The following is a 15194-nucleotide window of genomic DNA, read 5'->3' on the forward strand; positions in this document are numbered from 1 at the left end:
CCTACCAACCTAAACAAAAAAGGATTCAACCATGAGCACTGCAACCTACAACCGCTTGAACAAAGACGACGCCATTGTGCTGCTGGTCGACCACCAGACCGGCCTGATTTCCCTGGTTCAGGACTTCTCGCCCAACGAGTTCAAGAACAACGTGCTGGCACTGGCCGACCTGGCCAAGTTCTTCGAACTGCCGACCATCCTCACCACCAGTTTCGAGCAAGGGCCCAACGGTCCATTGGTTCCGGAGTTGCAGGAAATGTTCCCGGATGCGCCGTATATCGCTCGCCCTGGCCAGATCAACGCCTGGGATAACGAAGACTTCGTCAAGGCGATCAAAGCCACCGGGCGCAAGCAGATCATCATTGCCGGTGTGGTGACCGATGTGTGCGTAGCGTTCCCGACCCTGTCGGCGCTGGCGGAAGGGTTTGAAGTGTTCGTGGTGACCGATGCTTCCGGCACCTTCAACACCACGGTACAGCAGGCGGCCTGGAGCCGTATGACGCAGGCGGGCGCGCAGATGATGAACTGGTTCTCGGTGGCCTGTGAGCTGCACCGCGACTGGCGTAACGATATCGAAGGCCTGGGCAATCTGTTGTCCCAGCGCATCCCCAACTACCGCAACTTGATGAATGGCTACTCGGCACTGACCGCGCGTCAGAACTAAGCCTGTCTCCTTGATGAAAAGCCTGCCTTGAACGCAGGCTTTTTGTCGTTCATGCCGCTCAACCAGCCGTGAAACCTCCATCAATCGGCAGTACGACTCCAGAAACCATGGATGACGCCTTGCTGAGTAAAAACAGGATCGGCCATACAACCTCCTCCGGTTCGGCGAATCGTCCCAGGGGGATCCGGTCGATCATTCGTTGCGCCTTGTCCGGGTCACTCCAGCCTACTTTTGACATAGGTGTCAGGGTTACGGTTGGGTTCACGCTGTTCACCCTGATCGCAAAGGGCCCGAGTTCAGCGCACATGACCCGCGTCATCGCATCCATGGCAGCTTTTGAGGCCGAGTATCCAAGGTGGTCATGAAGCGAAGCCAATGCTGCCTGGCTGGACACATTCACAATCGACCCGCCGCGGCCCTGCTGGATCATCCGACGGGCCACGAGCTGGCTCACCAAGGCCGTCGCGCGGGCGTTGACCGCCATCATTCTGTCGAAGTCTGCACCCATCATGTCAGTGAGCGGATCCAGCAGCGCGAGTCCTGCGCAGTTGATCAGCCCGTCTACTTCCCGTAGTTCGCTGTCGACCTTGTCCAGGCCTGCCTGCTGCTCCAGATCCGCGATGATAATGTCGCAGGCCGTTTCTTCACGCAGTAGGCGCAACTGCTCGGCATTGCGGCCGACAGCCACTACGTGGGCGCCTTCCACGCACAGTTCTCGCACGCAGTATCGACCAATACCGCTGCTGGCTCCGGTGACCAGGATTACTTTATTTTTGAGATCGCTGAACATTTCATCGTTCCTGTACGGGTGGGCGACTTACAGCGTTGACGCGTCGTAATTGTTCATGACGCGCTCCGCTCAAGCTTCTCGCGCAGCAGGGCCTCAAGCTTGCACTGGTCGGCATCAAAGCCTCGGATACCTTCGGCCAATTTTTCCGTGGCCATCGCGTCGTCGTTAAGCTGCCAGCGAAACTGGCTTTCGGTCAGCGGCTCAGGCCGCTCTGCTCGCTCCAGGGACTCGACCATGCTGTGCGTCAGGACACCTTCGCTAACGGCCAATTGTTCAAGCAACCCGGGGCTGATGGTCAGGCGGTCACAACCGGCCAGGGCGAGGATTTCACCGCTGTTGCGAAAGCTGGCGCCCATGACCACCGTCGGATAATTGTGCCTACGGTAATAACGATGAATTTCCTGAACCTGCAGTACGCCGGGTTCAAGCGCCGCTGGGTAGTCAATTTCAGGATTGGCTTTGCGGTGCCAGTCCAGAATACGGCCGACAAAAGGCGAGATCAGAAACACCCCGGCCTCTGCACAGGCACGCGCCTGGGCGAAGCTGAAGATCAACGTCAGGTTGCACTGGATACCTTCACGCTCCAGCACCTGCGCAGCGCGAATACCCTCCCAGGTAGCGGCCAGTTTGATCAGGATTCGATCACGACCGATGCCGCACGCCTGATACAGCGATACGAGCTTGCGCGCCTTGGTGAGGCTGGCTTGCGTGTCGAAAGACAGCCGCGCGTTGACCTCCGTTGATACGCGCCCCGGCACGTGCTGCAAAATCAGGCAACCCATGGCCACCACCAGACGATCACTGGCTTCGTCGATGGCCTCGTCGAGCGTACCTTCAAGGTCTTTTACGGCCGCGACGGTTTGCTCGACAAGTGCGTCGTACTGGCCAGACTGCGCCGCCTTGAGAATCAAGGATGGGTTGGTGGTGGCATCCTGGGGGGCGAAGCGGCGGATAGCATCGAGGTCGCCCGTGTCGGCGACTACGGTACTCAGCGTTCTCAGTTGCGCAAGCAAAGTGGACATGGTGTCTCCCGGTTTTTCGTGTGGACGTGGGCCAATAAAACCCTGGTTACTGGCTGAGCTGGGCCAACGCATGCATGCTGGGTTTCAACGCCTGGTAGATGTTGCAGTACTGCTCGAACATCAGGTCATAGGTGGCCTTGTTCCGTGCATCAGGTTGCGCACGCGGGCGCAGGGTTCGCCAGTCGCGCACTTGTGCCAGGTTGTCGATTGCGCCGATGGCCAACGCGGCCAACATGGCGCCGCCCAAAGGCGCCTCGACTTCCTGCTCGATCGTCAGCACCGGATAACCGGTGACGTCGGCGATGATTTGCATCCACAGATCGGATGCGGCGGCGCCACCGACCACGATCAGCTCAGGGTCCAGTCGCACAGCGCCTTGCTGGCCACACTCCATGTTGTGGCGCAAGGCAAAGGCAAGACCTTCGAGCACTGCGCGGTACATGTGGGCCTTGGTATGGAATAACGACAGGCCGACATAGGCACCGGACGCTTTCGCATCCCAGACCGGGCTGCGCTCGCCCATCAGGTATGGCAGGAACACCAGGGCCTGCGCTCCAGCCGGGGTTTTTGCGGCCTCAAGTTCCATCAGCTCGTGAACGTCGACCCCTTGCAGCAGGCCTGCTGCTTGTTTTTCCTGGGCGCAGAACTGGTCGCGAAACCAGCTGACCGAGGCGCCAGCCGTGATAGCCCCCCCAAAGATGTAGAGGTCTCTAGCGCCGTTGTGCACGTAGGGCATGCTGATCAGGCCATGGCCGGCATCGGTACTTTGGTTGATATAGCCCCAGCACATGCTGGTGCCAATCATCGCCACATGATTGCCAGGCTCAATGACACCAGCGGCGAGGGTGGCCATTGCCGCGTCGACACCGCCGGCGACGACAGGCGTGCCAGGATCAAGCCCAAGTCTCCGGGCTGCATCCGGCAGCAGATGGCCGACGATGTCACTGGATTCCACCAGACGCTGCGGCATCAGATCAGGGGCAATGCCCAGCGCCTGGAGCAACGGTACCGACCAACTGCGTGCCTGGATATCGTAGACACCGCCAATGTTGCCGGCCGAACTGTGGTCAACGGTCAATTCACCGGTGAGGTGATACTGCACATAGCTGTTGGGCGGCAGCAGATAGCGAGTCCTGGCCCAGACCTCTGGCCTGTTGCGCTGGATCCACAGCATCTTGGTGTAGCCGTAGTAACTGTCGACACCGTTGCCGCTGATTTGCTTGAGCAGGTCGAGATCGACATGCTGGCGTACCCACTCCACCTCGTTGTTGGCCCTACGGTCCATCCAGATCAGGCACGGGTGCAGAGGCTTGATATCGGCGTCGACCGGGATACCCGAGCCACCGTACAAGCTGCTGACACAGATGGCCTTGATTTCGCTGGCCGGCACCTGGCCTTGCGCGACCGCCGCCGCCACCGATGCATACACAGCCTCAAGCCAGACGTCGGGCCACTGCTGCGCCCAGAGGGGGCGCGGCTGCTCGACTTTGTAGCTCACCGAAGCCTGGGCGATGATGGCGCCCTGAGTGGACATCAACAGCGCCTTGGTGCTTTGGGTACCGATATCAACTCCGATCACGTAACTCATGATCCTGCTCCTCGCCGTGCTGACCTTGTTTTTGAGCCAAACCTTCCCGCGCTGCGCCCTGTATGGGCGCAGCTCGACCGGGGACAACGGATGGCCGTGCAAATTTACTTGCCGCGGCTGCGACCGATATAGATTGCCAGCAGGATGATCGCGCCCTTGATGATGTTCTGAATGTAGGGCGACACACCCATCAGATTGAGCCCGTTGTTGAGCACGCCGAGCATCATGGCGCCAATCAGAGTGCCAATGATTGCCCCGCGCCCACCGGCAATGGCAGCGCCACCCAAGACTACGGCGGCGATGGCATCCAGCTCGAAGCCGACGCCTGCGTTGGGTTGCCCACTCATCAAGCGCGAGGTCAGAACGATGCCCGCTATCGCGGCAGTCAGCCCGCTGAGCATATAAACCAGGAGTTTGTAACGCGCCACGCGCACGCCACTCAGACGCGCCGCCTCTTCATTGCCACCGATGGCATAGATGTAGCGGCCAATGGGCGTCTTGTTCAGCAGCACGTACGCCAGGATGTACACCACGGCCATCACCAAAATCGGTATCTGCAAGCCAAGTACTTCGCCCCGGCCCAAAAAGGAGAAGCCTTGTGGCAGACCGGAGACGGGGTAGCCGCCGGTGTAGATCAATGCAAGGCCTCGAGCGATGCCCATGGTCGCCAACGTCACGATGATTGGCGGCATCTTGGCGTACGCCACAAACACACCATTACCGGCCCCGAACAAGGTGCCGACGGCCAAGCCTGCCAATATGGCCAGCTCAGGCGGCAAGCCTGCGACCATCAAGCCCGCCGTCAGGGTCCCCGACAACGCCATGACCGGCCCCACGGAAAGATCGATCCCGCCCGTCAGGATTGCGCACGTCATTCCCACGGCAATGATCGCGATGATCGAAACCTGGCGCAGCACGTTGCTCAAGTTGCTGGCGGTGAGAAAGTTGTCATTGGCCAAGGCCATCGCGACGAAAATCACGACGAAGCCGATCAAAGGGTAAAAAACAGGTGACTTGCGCCACTTGTTCAGTTGCACATTCATCTTCGAATGCTCCTGGTTCTGAACATTGGTTTCAGTGACGTTGCTCATCGACGCTCCCTCCTGTGGCATGCAGCATGATTTCGTTGGAATTCACCGCATCGCCCGAGAGCGTGGTGACAATCCGGCCCTGGCGAAACACTGCAACGCGATCACTGACGCCGACGACTTCCGGCAGCTCGGAAGAGACCATGATGATCGACACACCCAGCTCAGTAAGTGCGCGCATCAAACGATAAATCTCGGCCTTGGCCCCGACATCAATCCCGCGTGTGGGCTCGTCGAAGATGAGGACCTTGCACTCATGATTGAGCCAGCGGGCGATCACCACTTTTTGCTGGTTGCCACCGCTGAGATTGCCTACCGGGCAGTTGTGGTCAGGGGCCTTGACGCGCACCTTGCGCATCAACTCATCCACGACCCGGCCCTCGTCGCCGCGATCGATGAGCCCGAATTTGCCGCAGTGTTTGCCGAGGTTGTTGAGGGTGATGTTTTCACGGATCGAAAAGGGCAGGATCAAACCCTCGGTCTTGCGGCTTTCCGGGAGCAGTCCGATCCCGCAATTAAGTGCGTCCGCTGGCGACTTGAGGCATTCGGGCCGGCCATTGACCAGCACGTCTTTATGATGGACTGACCTGGCTCCCAACAACCCCATGACCAACTCGGTACGGCCAGAACCTACCAGCCCGGCAAAGCCGAGAATTTCGCCTTTGTACAACTTGAAGCTATTGACTGGAGCACTTGGGTTCAGCTGAATTGCGCGCGCGTCAATAACGACTTCCTGGCAGTCGCCATGGCTCGATTTGCGCGGGAAGTTCTGGTCGATCTTACGGCCGACCATCATCTCTACCAGATCATCGATTGCGGTGGTGCTGACCTCGCACTCCCCCACCATGCACCCATCACGCAATACGGTGATGCGGTCACAGATCTCATAAATCTCATCCATGTGATGGGAGATGAAAATCATCCCCACGCCCTGGGCTTTCAGCTCGCGCATGATCCTGAACAAATGATCCGCTTCACCGGGTGTCAGGGTTGCCGTGGGTTCATCGAGGACCAAGATGCGGGCATTGAGGGACAACGCCTTGGCAATTTCCACAAACTGCTGTTCGGCGACACTCAGGTTTTCCACAGGCACTGTCAGATCAATCCGCACCCCCAGGCGCTGAAAAATCGCCAGCGTTTGCTCGCCCATGCTGCGCTTGTCGAGCATGCCGAAACAGTTGGTGCGCTCCCGGCCAAGGAAGATGTTCTCGGTGGCCGTGAGATAGGGAATCAGGCTGAATTCCTGGAAAATGATGCCGACACCGGCACCGATCGCATCGTGGTAGTTATGAAACTGCATTGGCCGGCCATCAATGGTGATCGAACCGGCATCCGGCGCGTAAATGCCGCACAGGATCTTCATCAAGGTCGACTTGCCTGCGCCGTTTTCACCGAGCAGCGCATGAATTTCACCTTCCCGAAGCTGGAAGCTGATATCGGTCAGCGCTTTGACACCCGGAAAGCTTTTTGAAATGTGATCAAGTGCAAGGAGACTGGACATGACGCATGACCTCAACGATCGAGAGACCTGCTCCACAGGAACCCGGGGTTCCCATGGAGCCAACGGAAAACCGCTTACCAGCTGAAGCTGGCAGCCTTGGCCCTGTCGATCAAAGTGACGTCCACGGGAACGGACGCCGGGACATTCGCGCCCCAGTGCCTGGCCAATGCAATACCCAGGGCCAACCGGACCTGATCACGTGGGTACTGGGCAGAGGTTGCGAGGAATTTGGAGTCTGCCATCTGGATAGCCTTGATCGCTTCTGGAGCGCCGTCGACGCTCACCAGCTTGACGTCCAGGCCGCTTGATTCAATCGCCGTCAGTGCGCCGAGGGCACCGGTGTCATTGACGCTGAAAATCCCCACCAGCGCGGGGTTGGCCTGCAGGATGTTCTCGGTCACGCTGAGTGCTGTATCCCGTTCCTGCTTGCCGTTTTGCTTGGCCACGATAGTCAGCCCCTTGGACTCCTTGACCGCTGCTTCACAGCCACGCACTCGCTCAAGGATCGGGACGACCGGAATGCCGTCGAGAATTGCAATGTCACCTTTGCCACCGACTTTTTCTGCAAGGTATTTGCACGCCTGATAGCCAGCATCGTAGTTCTTGGACCCGACGAACGAATCCAGCGGGCCCTGTGCCTGGGCATCGACAGCGATCACCACCACTCCCGCCTCATGTGCCGAAACAACTGCGGACTGGACGCCGACGGAGTCAGTAGGGTTGAGCAGCAAAATATCGATGTCACGCTGGATCATGTCCTCGACATCGCTGATCTGCTTTGAAACATCATGGCGAGCGTCGGTGATGATCACCTCAGCGCCGAGCGTTTTCGCGGCCTCTTCCAGTGCTTGCTTCATGGTTACAAAGTAGGGGTTGTTCAGCTCTTGAAAAGACATGCCGATTTTCAGCGCATCGGCCTGTGCCGAGGCGGCGAACATCGAGCTGCAGAAGATGCCTGCGACGAGGCCAGCGAGGTTGCTTTTCTTGAATGGATTCATGGCGTTTACCTTTGATTATTTTTATAAGGCACCAAATGTATACGTTAACATTTTTCTCTGCGACAACTTCCCGCTTGGGCAGAAAGGGGAATCGATACTCCGCTTTCAATCGATGCAGGACAGAATGTTAACGTGTACATTTATTTCAAGCTAGCACACCGATTTTGCCTTTACAATAACCGCACATTCAGTTTTGGGCGGCCCTGACCAAGAAAAACAAACTGATACAGGGCTCTCGCCAGCGTCGACAGGAAGCGTTATGACAAAACCAGGCAAGGCCACCATTACGGACATAGCCAGACGCGTCAATATGACGACCGTGACCGTTTCCCGTGCGCTCAATCAGCCAGAAAAAGTGAAAAAAGAGACGCTGGCGCAAATCTTGAAAGTGGCACGTGAACTTAACTACGTGCCCAACGCTTTTGCGCGCAATCTCAAAAGCCGCGAGAGCCGCCTCTTTGGCCTGATCACCGCCAGCCTGGATAACCCCTTTTACGGCGAGACCATCAAGGCAATCACCCGTGAAGCGAAGAAAAGGGACTATTCGCTCCTGCTGTTCGACACGGATGGGTCGCCGGAGCTTGAGGCACGGGCGGTCGATACGCTGTTGAGCTATCAGGTGGCCGGGATCATTTTGTCGGTGATTTCCGATGACGATGATTACCACCCCGCGTACCTGCCAAAACTGGAAATGGCTGATATTCCTGTGGTCCAGATCGACCGAAAGTTGGCTGGCGCGCCCTTTGCCGGGGTCTACCTGGACAATCAGGAAAGCGGATATCAGGGCGCACGTGCGCTTCTGGCGCAAGGGCATCGGCGCTTCCTGGTCGTTGGTGGGCCACAAAGGTCCAATATCACCCTGTCCCGAATCGAAGGTATCCGGCGTGCGCTGGATGAGAACCGCGAACCAACGACCCTGGAGGTTCTGCACGGTGATTACACCCAGGCACCCGCCAGAGAAGCGGTAAACGCCTACCTCAAGAGCGGCAAGCGCCCCGACGCGATCTTCGGGCTCAACATACTGATCACCCTGGGCTCCCTCGAAGCCATGCGCCAGCACGGCTTGAGCCGATCGGATATCGAACTCTTCAGCATCGACCAAGTGCCCTATGCCGGCGTCTTCGGCGACCCTATCCCCTGCATCAGCCATAACACTTATGAGCTGGGCTTGAGCGCCGTCAACATGCTCCTGGACAAGATCGAAAACCCGCTCCATCGCTCGGCTGACATGACTGTCAAAGGCAAACTGCTGCGCTGATTCGAGTCAGAAACAGGAAGACGCCTGGGCGAAACTGGACGCAAGAGCCAGGCGCCAGCGAAAAAATGTAGACGTTGACATTCATCGGACCAGCTCTATACATTCTTTGCGTGGACGTTTTTTCGACTGAAAAATGTAAACGTCAACATCACTCCAACAACAAGATGATCTCATCGGCGAGATTCAAAAGGAGAGCACTGATGGCTTACGCACTTGAAGGCAAAGTGGCTGCAGTAACAGGCGCGGCATCGGGTATTGGTCTGGCAACGGTTGAAGCAATGATTGCCGCCGGTGCTCGCGTTGTATTGATTGATCGGGACGAACCAGCGCTTAAAGCAGCCTGCGAGCGTCTTGGCGAAGCAGCAATGCCGTTGGTCATTGATCTACTGGATCCACAGAGCTGCGCAACCTTGCTTTCGGGTGTGCTGGAGAAAGCCGGGCAGCTCGATATCCTCTACGCCAATGCCGGCAGCTATATCGGCGGCGACCTGATTGAAGCCGACTCGGCGGGCATTGACCGCATGTTGAATCTCAACATCAATGCGGTCATGAAGAACGTTCACGATGTGTTGCCACATATGATTGAGCGCGGGACCGGCGACATTATTGTGACCGGCTCGGTCGCTGGCCATTTTCCGGTTTCGTGGGAACCGGTCTACGCGGCGTCCAAGTGGGCTATCAACTGCTTCGTGCAAACGGTACGCCGGCAAGTCAATAAACAGGGGATCCGCGTCTCTGCGGTCTCCCCCGGCCCGGTTATCAGCGCCCTCCTTGCCGATTGGCCCGCAGAAAACCTGAAAAAAGCCAAAGAGAGCGGCAGCCTGATTGAGCCGTGTGAAGTCGCGGATGCCGTGATGTACATACTGACCCGCCCGCGTCATGTGACCATTCGGGACATGATTGTCCTGCCTTCCGCTTTCGATATGTAGGCATAAACCAAGGTGCAGGATTGGCCGCAGAGTAAGCCGAACAAATCCATTGTTCGGCTTACTCACGTCAATCATCGAGCAGCCGAGCCATAGACACTTTCTTGCCAGCGTACTCACACCCTCATTTGCCCCTCCCCCCCCTATCTGCTAGTGTCGCGCCCGTTTACCGTCAACCGGAATAGCCGCCATGGCCCGCAAAAAAGTTGCACTCGATTTCGAACAATCCCTCGCCGACCTGCAAATCCTGGTCGAGCGTCTGGAGAACGGCGAGTTGTCGCTGGAAGACTCGTTGACGGCATTCGAGCAAGGCATCGGCCTGACCCGCGATTGCCAGAGCGCGCTCGCGCAGGCCGAGCAGAAGGTCCAGGTATTGCTCGAGCGTGACGGGGAGTTGGCCGAAGAACCTTTCGACGCGGAACAACCTGAATGATCGATGCCTATCAAGCCAGCAGCCAGGCACGGGTGAATGCAGCGCTGGAGCCATTGTTTATTGCTCCTAGCCCCGAATTGCAGCGTCTGTATCAAGCCATGCGCTACAGCGTGATGAACGGCGGCAAACGCGTACGGCCTTTACTTGCCTATGCCGCATGCGAGGCATTGGGCGCCGCAGCAGAGCAAGCCAACGGCGCGGCCTGTGCGGTGGAGTTGATTCACGCTTATTCCCTGGTGCATGACGACTTGCCGGCGATGGACGACGACGATCTGCGTCGCGGCCAGCCCACTACCCATAAAGCCTTTGATGAAGCCTGCGCGATTCTTGCCGGCGACGGTCTGCAGAGCCTGGCGTTCAGCGCGTTGCTCGACCCGCGCTTGAGCGATGCCAGCGCCGAGATCCGCTTGCGCATGGTTACGGTGCTGGCAATGGCCGCTGGCCCGGCCGGCATGGTCGGCGGCCAGGCCATCGATTTGGGCTCGGTCGGCCTCAAGCTTGACCAGCGCGCCCTGGAATATATGCACCGCCACAAGACCGGCGCGCTGATCGAAGCCGCCGTGCAACTCGGCGCCCTGGCCAGCGGGCGTGCCGAAGCCGCGCAACTGGCGGCCCTGCAGACCTACGCCCGCGCCATTGGCCTGGCGTTCCAGGTCCAGGACGACATTCTCGACGTTGAAAGCGATACCGCGACCCTGGGCAAACGCCAGGGCGCCGATATTGCCCGCGACAAGCCGACCTACCCTTCGCTGCTCGGCCTGGTCGCCGCCAAGGCCTATGCCCTGGAACTGCGCGACCTGGCCCTTGACGCCCTGCGACCTTTCGACGCGGCGGCCGAGCCGCTACGTGGCCTGGCGCGATATATCGTCGAGCGCCGGCACTGACAGCGACGCTGATCCCGACCGCATATCAGCCAAGTTCGGCGCTCTGCGTGGGCAGTTGACGATGCTTGAGGTAAACTGCCGCCTCTTCTATACCTATAACGATTCGCCTGATGCCCACGACGTTTCAAGAGATTCCCCGCAAACGCCCGTCCACGCCCCTGCTCGACCGTGCTGCCACGCCGGACGGCCTGCGTCGTCTGGGTGAAGCCGAGCTGGAAACCCTGGCCGATGAGTTGCGCCTGGAATTGCTCTACACGGTCGGCCAGACCGGTGGGCATTTCGGTGCCGGGCTGGGCGTCATCGAGCTGACCATCGCGCTGCATTACGTCTTCGACACCCCGGACGACCGGCTGGTGTGGGACGTAGGCCATCAGGCGTATCCGCACAAGATCCTCACCGGACGCCGCGAGCGCATGGCCAGCCTGCGCCAGAAGGACGGCATTGCCGCCTTCCCGCGCCGCTCCGAGAGCGAGTACGACACCTTTGGCGTCGGGCACTCCAGCACCTCGATCAGTGCAGCGCTGGGCATGGCCATTGCCGCCCGCCTGCAAGGCAGTGAGCGCAAGGCGATTGCGGTGATTGGTGACGGCGCGCTGACCGCCGGCATGGCATTCGAAGCGCTGAACCATGCGCCGGAAGTGGATGCCAACATGCTGGTGATCCTCAACGACAACGACATGTCGATCTCACGCAATGTCGGTGGCTTGTCCAATTACCTGGCCAAGATCCTGTCCAGCCGCACCTACGCCAGCATGCGCGAAGGCAGCAAAAAAGTACTGTCGCGTCTGCCCGGCGCGTGGGAAATCGCCCGCCGTACCGAAGAATATGCCAAGGGCATGTTGGTTCCCGGCACGCTGTTCGAGGAGTTGGGCTGGAACTATATCGGGCCTATCGACGGCCATGACCTGCCGACGCTGATCGCTACCTTGCGCAACATGCGCGACCTCAAGGGCCCGCAGTTCCTGCATATCGTCACCAAAAAAGGCAAAGGCTTCGCCCCAGCGGAAGTCGACCCGATTGGTTATCACGCCATCACCAAGCTCGATCCCCTGGACGCTCCGGCAGCGGCGCCGAAGAAAGCCAGCGGACCGAAGTATTCCGGTGTGTTTGGCGAATGGTTGTGCGACATGGCCGCCGCCGATCCGCGCCTGGTGGGAATAACCCCGGCGATGAAGGAAGGCTCCGACCTGGTGGCGTTCAGCGAGCAATTCCCGCTGCGCTACTTCGACGTGGCGATTGCCGAACAACACGCGGTGACCTTTGCGGCCGGCATGGCCTGCGAAGGTGCCAAGCCGGTGGTGGCGATCTATTCCACTTTCCTGCAGCGGGGTTATGACCAGTTGGTCCATGACGTGGCGGTGCAGAACCTAGACGTGCTGTTCGCCATCGACCGTGCCGGCCTGGTGGGTGAAGACGGCCCGACCCACGCTGGCAGTTTTGACTTGTCCTACTTGCGCTGCATCCCCGGCATGCTGGTGATGACCCCAAGTGACGAGAACGAACTGCGCAAGATGCTCAGCACCGGCCACCTGTACAACGGCCCGGCCGCCGTGCGTTATCCGCGCGGCAATGGCCCGAATGCGCTGATTGAAAAAGACCTGGAGCCGATCGAGATTGGCAAGGGTATCCTGCGCCGCCAAGGCAAGTGTGTCGCCCTGCTGGTGTTTGGCGTGCAATTGGCCGAAGCCTTGAAAGTCGCCGAGAAGATCGACGCGACCGTGGTGGACATGCGTTTCGTCAAACCGCTGGATGAAGCCATGGTGCGCGAGATTGCCGGCAGCCATGAGTTACTGGTGACCGTCGAAGAAAACGCCATCATGGGCGGTGCCGGCGCGGCCGTCAGCGAGTTCCTGGCACGCGAGAACATTCTCAAGTCGGTGCTGCACCTGGGCTTGCCAGACGCTTATGTCGAACACGCCAAGCCCGCGCAAATGCTCGCGGAATGCGGGCTGGACGAAGCCGGTATCGAGGCAGCAGTGCGCGAGCGTATGACCTTGCTCGGCGTGTAACCAGCCCCCGGTAGAACCCGGATCAAATGGTGGGAGCGAGCTTGCTCGCGATAGCGGTCCACATCGGTGCTGGATGTGCCACCGCAATCGCAGGCCAGCCAGCTCCCACCTTTGTTTTGTATTGCCTTGAAAGCCAGGGACAGCCCATGAAATATCTTCGCGTTGCCCTTCCACTGCTGTTGTTGCCCGCCCCGCTCTTGCTTGCCGACACCCGCGATGCTGCCCTGAAGCTTTCCGATGTAGTGATCAGCGCCAACCGTCAAGTCCAGGCACGCAATGACAGCAGCGCAGCCAATACGGTGTTCACCCGCGATGACATCGATCGCCTGCAACCAGGCAGCGTGAGCGAGTTGCTCAACCGGGTGCCCGGTGTACAAGTCTCACAGGCTGGCGGGCGCGGCAGCCTCGCCAGTATCTACATTCGCGGCACCAAGTCGGCACAGAGCCTGGTGCTGGTGGACGGGCAACGCATCGGCAACTCGACCTCCGGCGACAGCAACCTGCAGCACCTGAACATCCAGCAGATCGAGCGCGTGGAAGTACTGCGCGGTTCGCGCTCGGTGATCTACGGCAGCGACGCAATAGGTGGGGTAATCCAGATTTTCACCCGTCGCAGCAGCGAATCCGGCCTGCAACCGCGTTTACACATGGGGTTTGGCAGCAATCAGAGCTGGGAGCGCAGCCTGGGTTTGTCCGGTGGCAACGAGCAAACCCGCTTCAACCTCGGCGCCAGCCTGGATGACAGCAACGGGATCGATCGCACCCATACGTCCTATCCCAGCGATGGCGACCGGGATACCTATCGCAATCAGTCGGTGAGTTTCAGCCTGAGCCATGCCTTCAATGACGACATCGAGGCGGGGCTGAATGTGCTCGATAACCGAGGCAAAAGCGAGTTCGACAATCCATTCGGGCGCTACGACGCCAACTATCAGGTGTTCCAGCAAAAGCCCTACAGCAAGTTCACCGTAAGCGGCGTCAGCAGCTATGTCGATGCGCGCATGAACGAGGCATGGACGTCCCGGATAGAGCTGGGCCACAGCGAAAATCGTGAAGAAACCCTCGACAAACTCAGTGACGACCGTAGCGTATTCAACACCTATCGCAACTCGCTGAGCTGGCAGAACGACCTGGTGCTCAACCCACAGAACAGCCTGATTCTGGGCGGCGACTGGTACGAGGATCAGATCAACGGCAGCACAGCATTCGCCGAAGACAGTCGCTGGAACCGTGCAGCGTTTATCCAGCACCGCTTTGAAGGGCAGTTATTTTCCACCGAGCTGGGGCTGCGCCGCGACCAGAACCAGCAGTTCGGCGGCCAGAACAGTTGGAGCGGCACGCTCACTGTGCCTCTGAACCCGGACAATGATCTGCTCTTGAGTTACAGCGAAGGCTTTCGCGCACCGACGTTCAACGACCTCTACTACCCAAACGACAATGGCTTTAAAAACAGCAACCCGGATCTGAAGCCCGAAACCTCCAAAAGTTACGAAGTGCAGTGGCGCAGCCAACTCAGCGATACCACTCGACTGGAAGCCTCGCTGTATCGGACCGATATCAAGGATGCGATTGTGTTCGGTAGCGACGGCCCGCAAAACGTAGCGTCGGCGCGCATCAATGGTTTCGAGGCGGCGCTCAAGCAAGAGCTGCTGGGCTGGCAGAGCAGCCTTGGACTGGCGCTCATCGACCCTCGGGACCGCGACAACGGCTACACCCTGACCCGTCGCGCCAGACGCACCCTGAGCCTGGACCTGGATCGTCAGTTCGACCAATTCGGCGTCGGCGCCAGTTGGCAAGCGGTCAGCAGCAGCTACGACGACCCGAAGAACCAGCAGCGACTGGGTGGTTACGGGCTATTGGGGCTGCGCGGCAGTTGGGCAGTCAATCCCGAGATCAAGCTGGACATCAAGCTCGATAACTTGCTGGACAAGAACTACAGCCGGGCACTGTATCAGCACCAAGGCAAACAATATGCTTACCGGGAAGAGGGTCGTGCGCTGATGTTCGGGGTAACCTGGACGCCGCGACTCTAA

The 15194-nt window shown here is 59.0% G+C and carries 13 protein-coding genes; 7 read left to right on the forward strand and 6 right to left on the reverse strand.

Going from position 1 to position 15194, the window contains the following annotated elements; all coding sequences use genetic code 11:
• Positions 1-31 precede the first annotated feature (31 nt).
• The gene (gene ycaC, locus OQ460_RS21550; protein ID WP_410019348.1) at positions 32-664 is read left to right on the forward strand and encodes an isochorismate family cysteine hydrolase YcaC; all 633 of its coding nucleotides are present in this window, start codon (positions 32-34) and stop codon (positions 662-664) included.
• Between the two features lie 58 nt (positions 665-722).
• On the opposite strand, the gene OQ460_RS21555 is transcribed toward ycaC, so the two are convergent.
• From OQ460_RS21555 to OQ460_RS21580, 6 genes are all read right to left on the reverse strand, one after another.
• Complete coding sequence (locus OQ460_RS21555; protein ID WP_410019349.1) at positions 723-1454, reverse strand: SDR family oxidoreductase; 732 nt, start codon at positions 1452-1454, stop codon at positions 723-725.
• Positions 1455-1507: 53 nt separating this feature from the next.
• On the reverse strand, positions 1508-2476 hold the full coding sequence (gene tal, locus OQ460_RS21560) for a transaldolase (protein WP_410019350.1): 969 nt from the start codon (positions 2474-2476) through the stop codon (positions 1508-1510).
• Positions 2477-2522: 46 nt separating this feature from the next.
• Positions 2523-4064 (reverse strand): FGGY-family carbohydrate kinase, encoded by a 1542-nt coding sequence (locus OQ460_RS21565; protein ID WP_410019351.1) that lies wholly within the window; start codon positions 4062-4064, stop codon positions 2523-2525.
• A gap of 104 nt (positions 4065-4168) precedes the next feature.
• Positions 4169-5107: an ABC transporter permease gene (locus OQ460_RS21570; protein WP_410022082.1), complete on the reverse strand. Its 939-nt coding sequence runs from the start codon at positions 5105-5107 to the stop codon at positions 4169-4171.
• 31 nt (positions 5108-5138) lie between these two features.
• Positions 5139-6653, reverse strand: a complete 1515-nt coding sequence (locus OQ460_RS21575) for a sugar ABC transporter ATP-binding protein (RefSeq protein ID WP_410019352.1) — start codon at positions 6651-6653, stop codon at positions 5139-5141.
• Between the two features lie 74 nt (positions 6654-6727).
• Positions 6728-7591: an ABC transporter substrate-binding protein gene (locus OQ460_RS21580; protein WP_410022083.1), complete on the reverse strand. Its 864-nt coding sequence runs from the start codon at positions 7589-7591 to the stop codon at positions 6728-6730.
• A gap of 319 nt (positions 7592-7910) precedes the next feature.
• Between OQ460_RS21580 and OQ460_RS21585 the strand changes: the two genes are divergently transcribed.
• The 6 genes from OQ460_RS21585 (at position 7911) to OQ460_RS21610 (ending at position 15194) form a co-directional block, all read left to right on the forward strand.
• On the forward strand, positions 7911-8909 hold the full coding sequence (locus tag OQ460_RS21585; RefSeq protein ID WP_410019353.1) for a LacI family DNA-binding transcriptional regulator: 999 nt from the start codon (positions 7911-7913) through the stop codon (positions 8907-8909).
• Between the two features lie 200 nt (positions 8910-9109).
• The gene (locus OQ460_RS21590) at positions 9110-9838 is read left to right on the forward strand and encodes an SDR family oxidoreductase (RefSeq protein ID WP_410019354.1); all 729 of its coding nucleotides are present in this window, start codon (positions 9110-9112) and stop codon (positions 9836-9838) included.
• Between the two features lie 187 nt (positions 9839-10025).
• A complete protein-coding gene (locus OQ460_RS21595; RefSeq protein WP_410019355.1) occupies positions 10026-10268 on the forward strand; it encodes an exodeoxyribonuclease VII small subunit in 243 nt (80 codons plus the stop codon).
• Positions 10265-11152, forward strand: coding sequence for a farnesyl diphosphate synthase (locus OQ460_RS21600; RefSeq protein ID WP_410019356.1), 888 nt, complete (start codon positions 10265-10267; stop codon positions 11150-11152). Before OQ460_RS21595 ends, OQ460_RS21600 begins: the two co-directional genes overlap by 4 nt.
• 110 nt (positions 11153-11262) lie before the next feature.
• Positions 11263-13161 (forward strand): 1-deoxy-D-xylulose-5-phosphate synthase, encoded by a 1899-nt coding sequence (dxs, locus tag OQ460_RS21605; protein WP_410019357.1) that lies wholly within the window; start codon positions 11263-11265, stop codon positions 13159-13161.
• Positions 13162-13307: 146 nt separating this feature from the next.
• Positions 13308-15194: a TonB-dependent receptor domain-containing protein gene (locus OQ460_RS21610; protein ID WP_410019358.1), complete on the forward strand. Its 1887-nt coding sequence runs from the start codon at positions 13308-13310 to the stop codon at positions 15192-15194.

Origin of the sequence: Pseudomonas imrae (assembly GCF_046352735.2) — a bacterium.
In the GTDB taxonomy this organism is placed as follows: Bacteria; Pseudomonadota; Gammaproteobacteria; order Pseudomonadales; family Pseudomonadaceae; genus Aquipseudomonas; species Aquipseudomonas imrae.

Coding starts and splice junctions, on each gene's coding strand:
- ycaC (WP_410019348.1), top strand. CDS start 32: ATGAGCACTGCAACCTACAACCGCTTGAACAAAGACGACGCCATTGTG.
- OQ460_RS21555 (WP_410019349.1), bottom strand. CDS start 1,454: ATGTTCAGCGATCTCAAAAATAAAGTAATCCTGGTCACCGGAGCCAGC.
- tal (WP_410019350.1), bottom strand. CDS start 2,476: ATGTCCACTTTGCTTGCGCAACTGAGAACGCTGAGTACCGTAGTCGCC.
- OQ460_RS21565 (WP_410019351.1), bottom strand. CDS start 4,064: ATGAGTTACGTGATCGGAGTTGATATCGGTACCCAAAGCACCAAGGCG.
- OQ460_RS21570 (WP_410022082.1), bottom strand. CDS start 5,107: ATGAATGTGCAACTGAACAAGTGGCGCAAGTCACCTGTTTTTTACCCT.
- OQ460_RS21575 (WP_410019352.1), bottom strand. CDS start 6,653: ATGTCCAGTCTCCTTGCACTTGATCACATTTCAAAAAGCTTTCCGGGT.
- OQ460_RS21580 (WP_410022083.1), bottom strand. CDS start 7,591: ATGTTCGCCGCCTCGGCACAGGCCGATGCGCTGAAAATCGGCATGTCT.
- OQ460_RS21585 (WP_410019353.1), top strand. CDS start 7,911: ATGACAAAACCAGGCAAGGCCACCATTACGGACATAGCCAGACGCGTC.
- OQ460_RS21590 (WP_410019354.1), top strand. CDS start 9,110: ATGGCTTACGCACTTGAAGGCAAAGTGGCTGCAGTAACAGGCGCGGCA.
- OQ460_RS21595 (WP_410019355.1), top strand. CDS start 10,026: ATGGCCCGCAAAAAAGTTGCACTCGATTTCGAACAATCCCTCGCCGAC.
- OQ460_RS21600 (WP_410019356.1), top strand. CDS start 10,265: ATGATCGATGCCTATCAAGCCAGCAGCCAGGCACGGGTGAATGCAGCG.
- dxs (WP_410019357.1), top strand. CDS start 11,263: ATGCCCACGACGTTTCAAGAGATTCCCCGCAAACGCCCGTCCACGCCC.
- OQ460_RS21610 (WP_410019358.1), top strand. CDS start 13,308: ATGAAATATCTTCGCGTTGCCCTTCCACTGCTGTTGTTGCCCGCCCCG.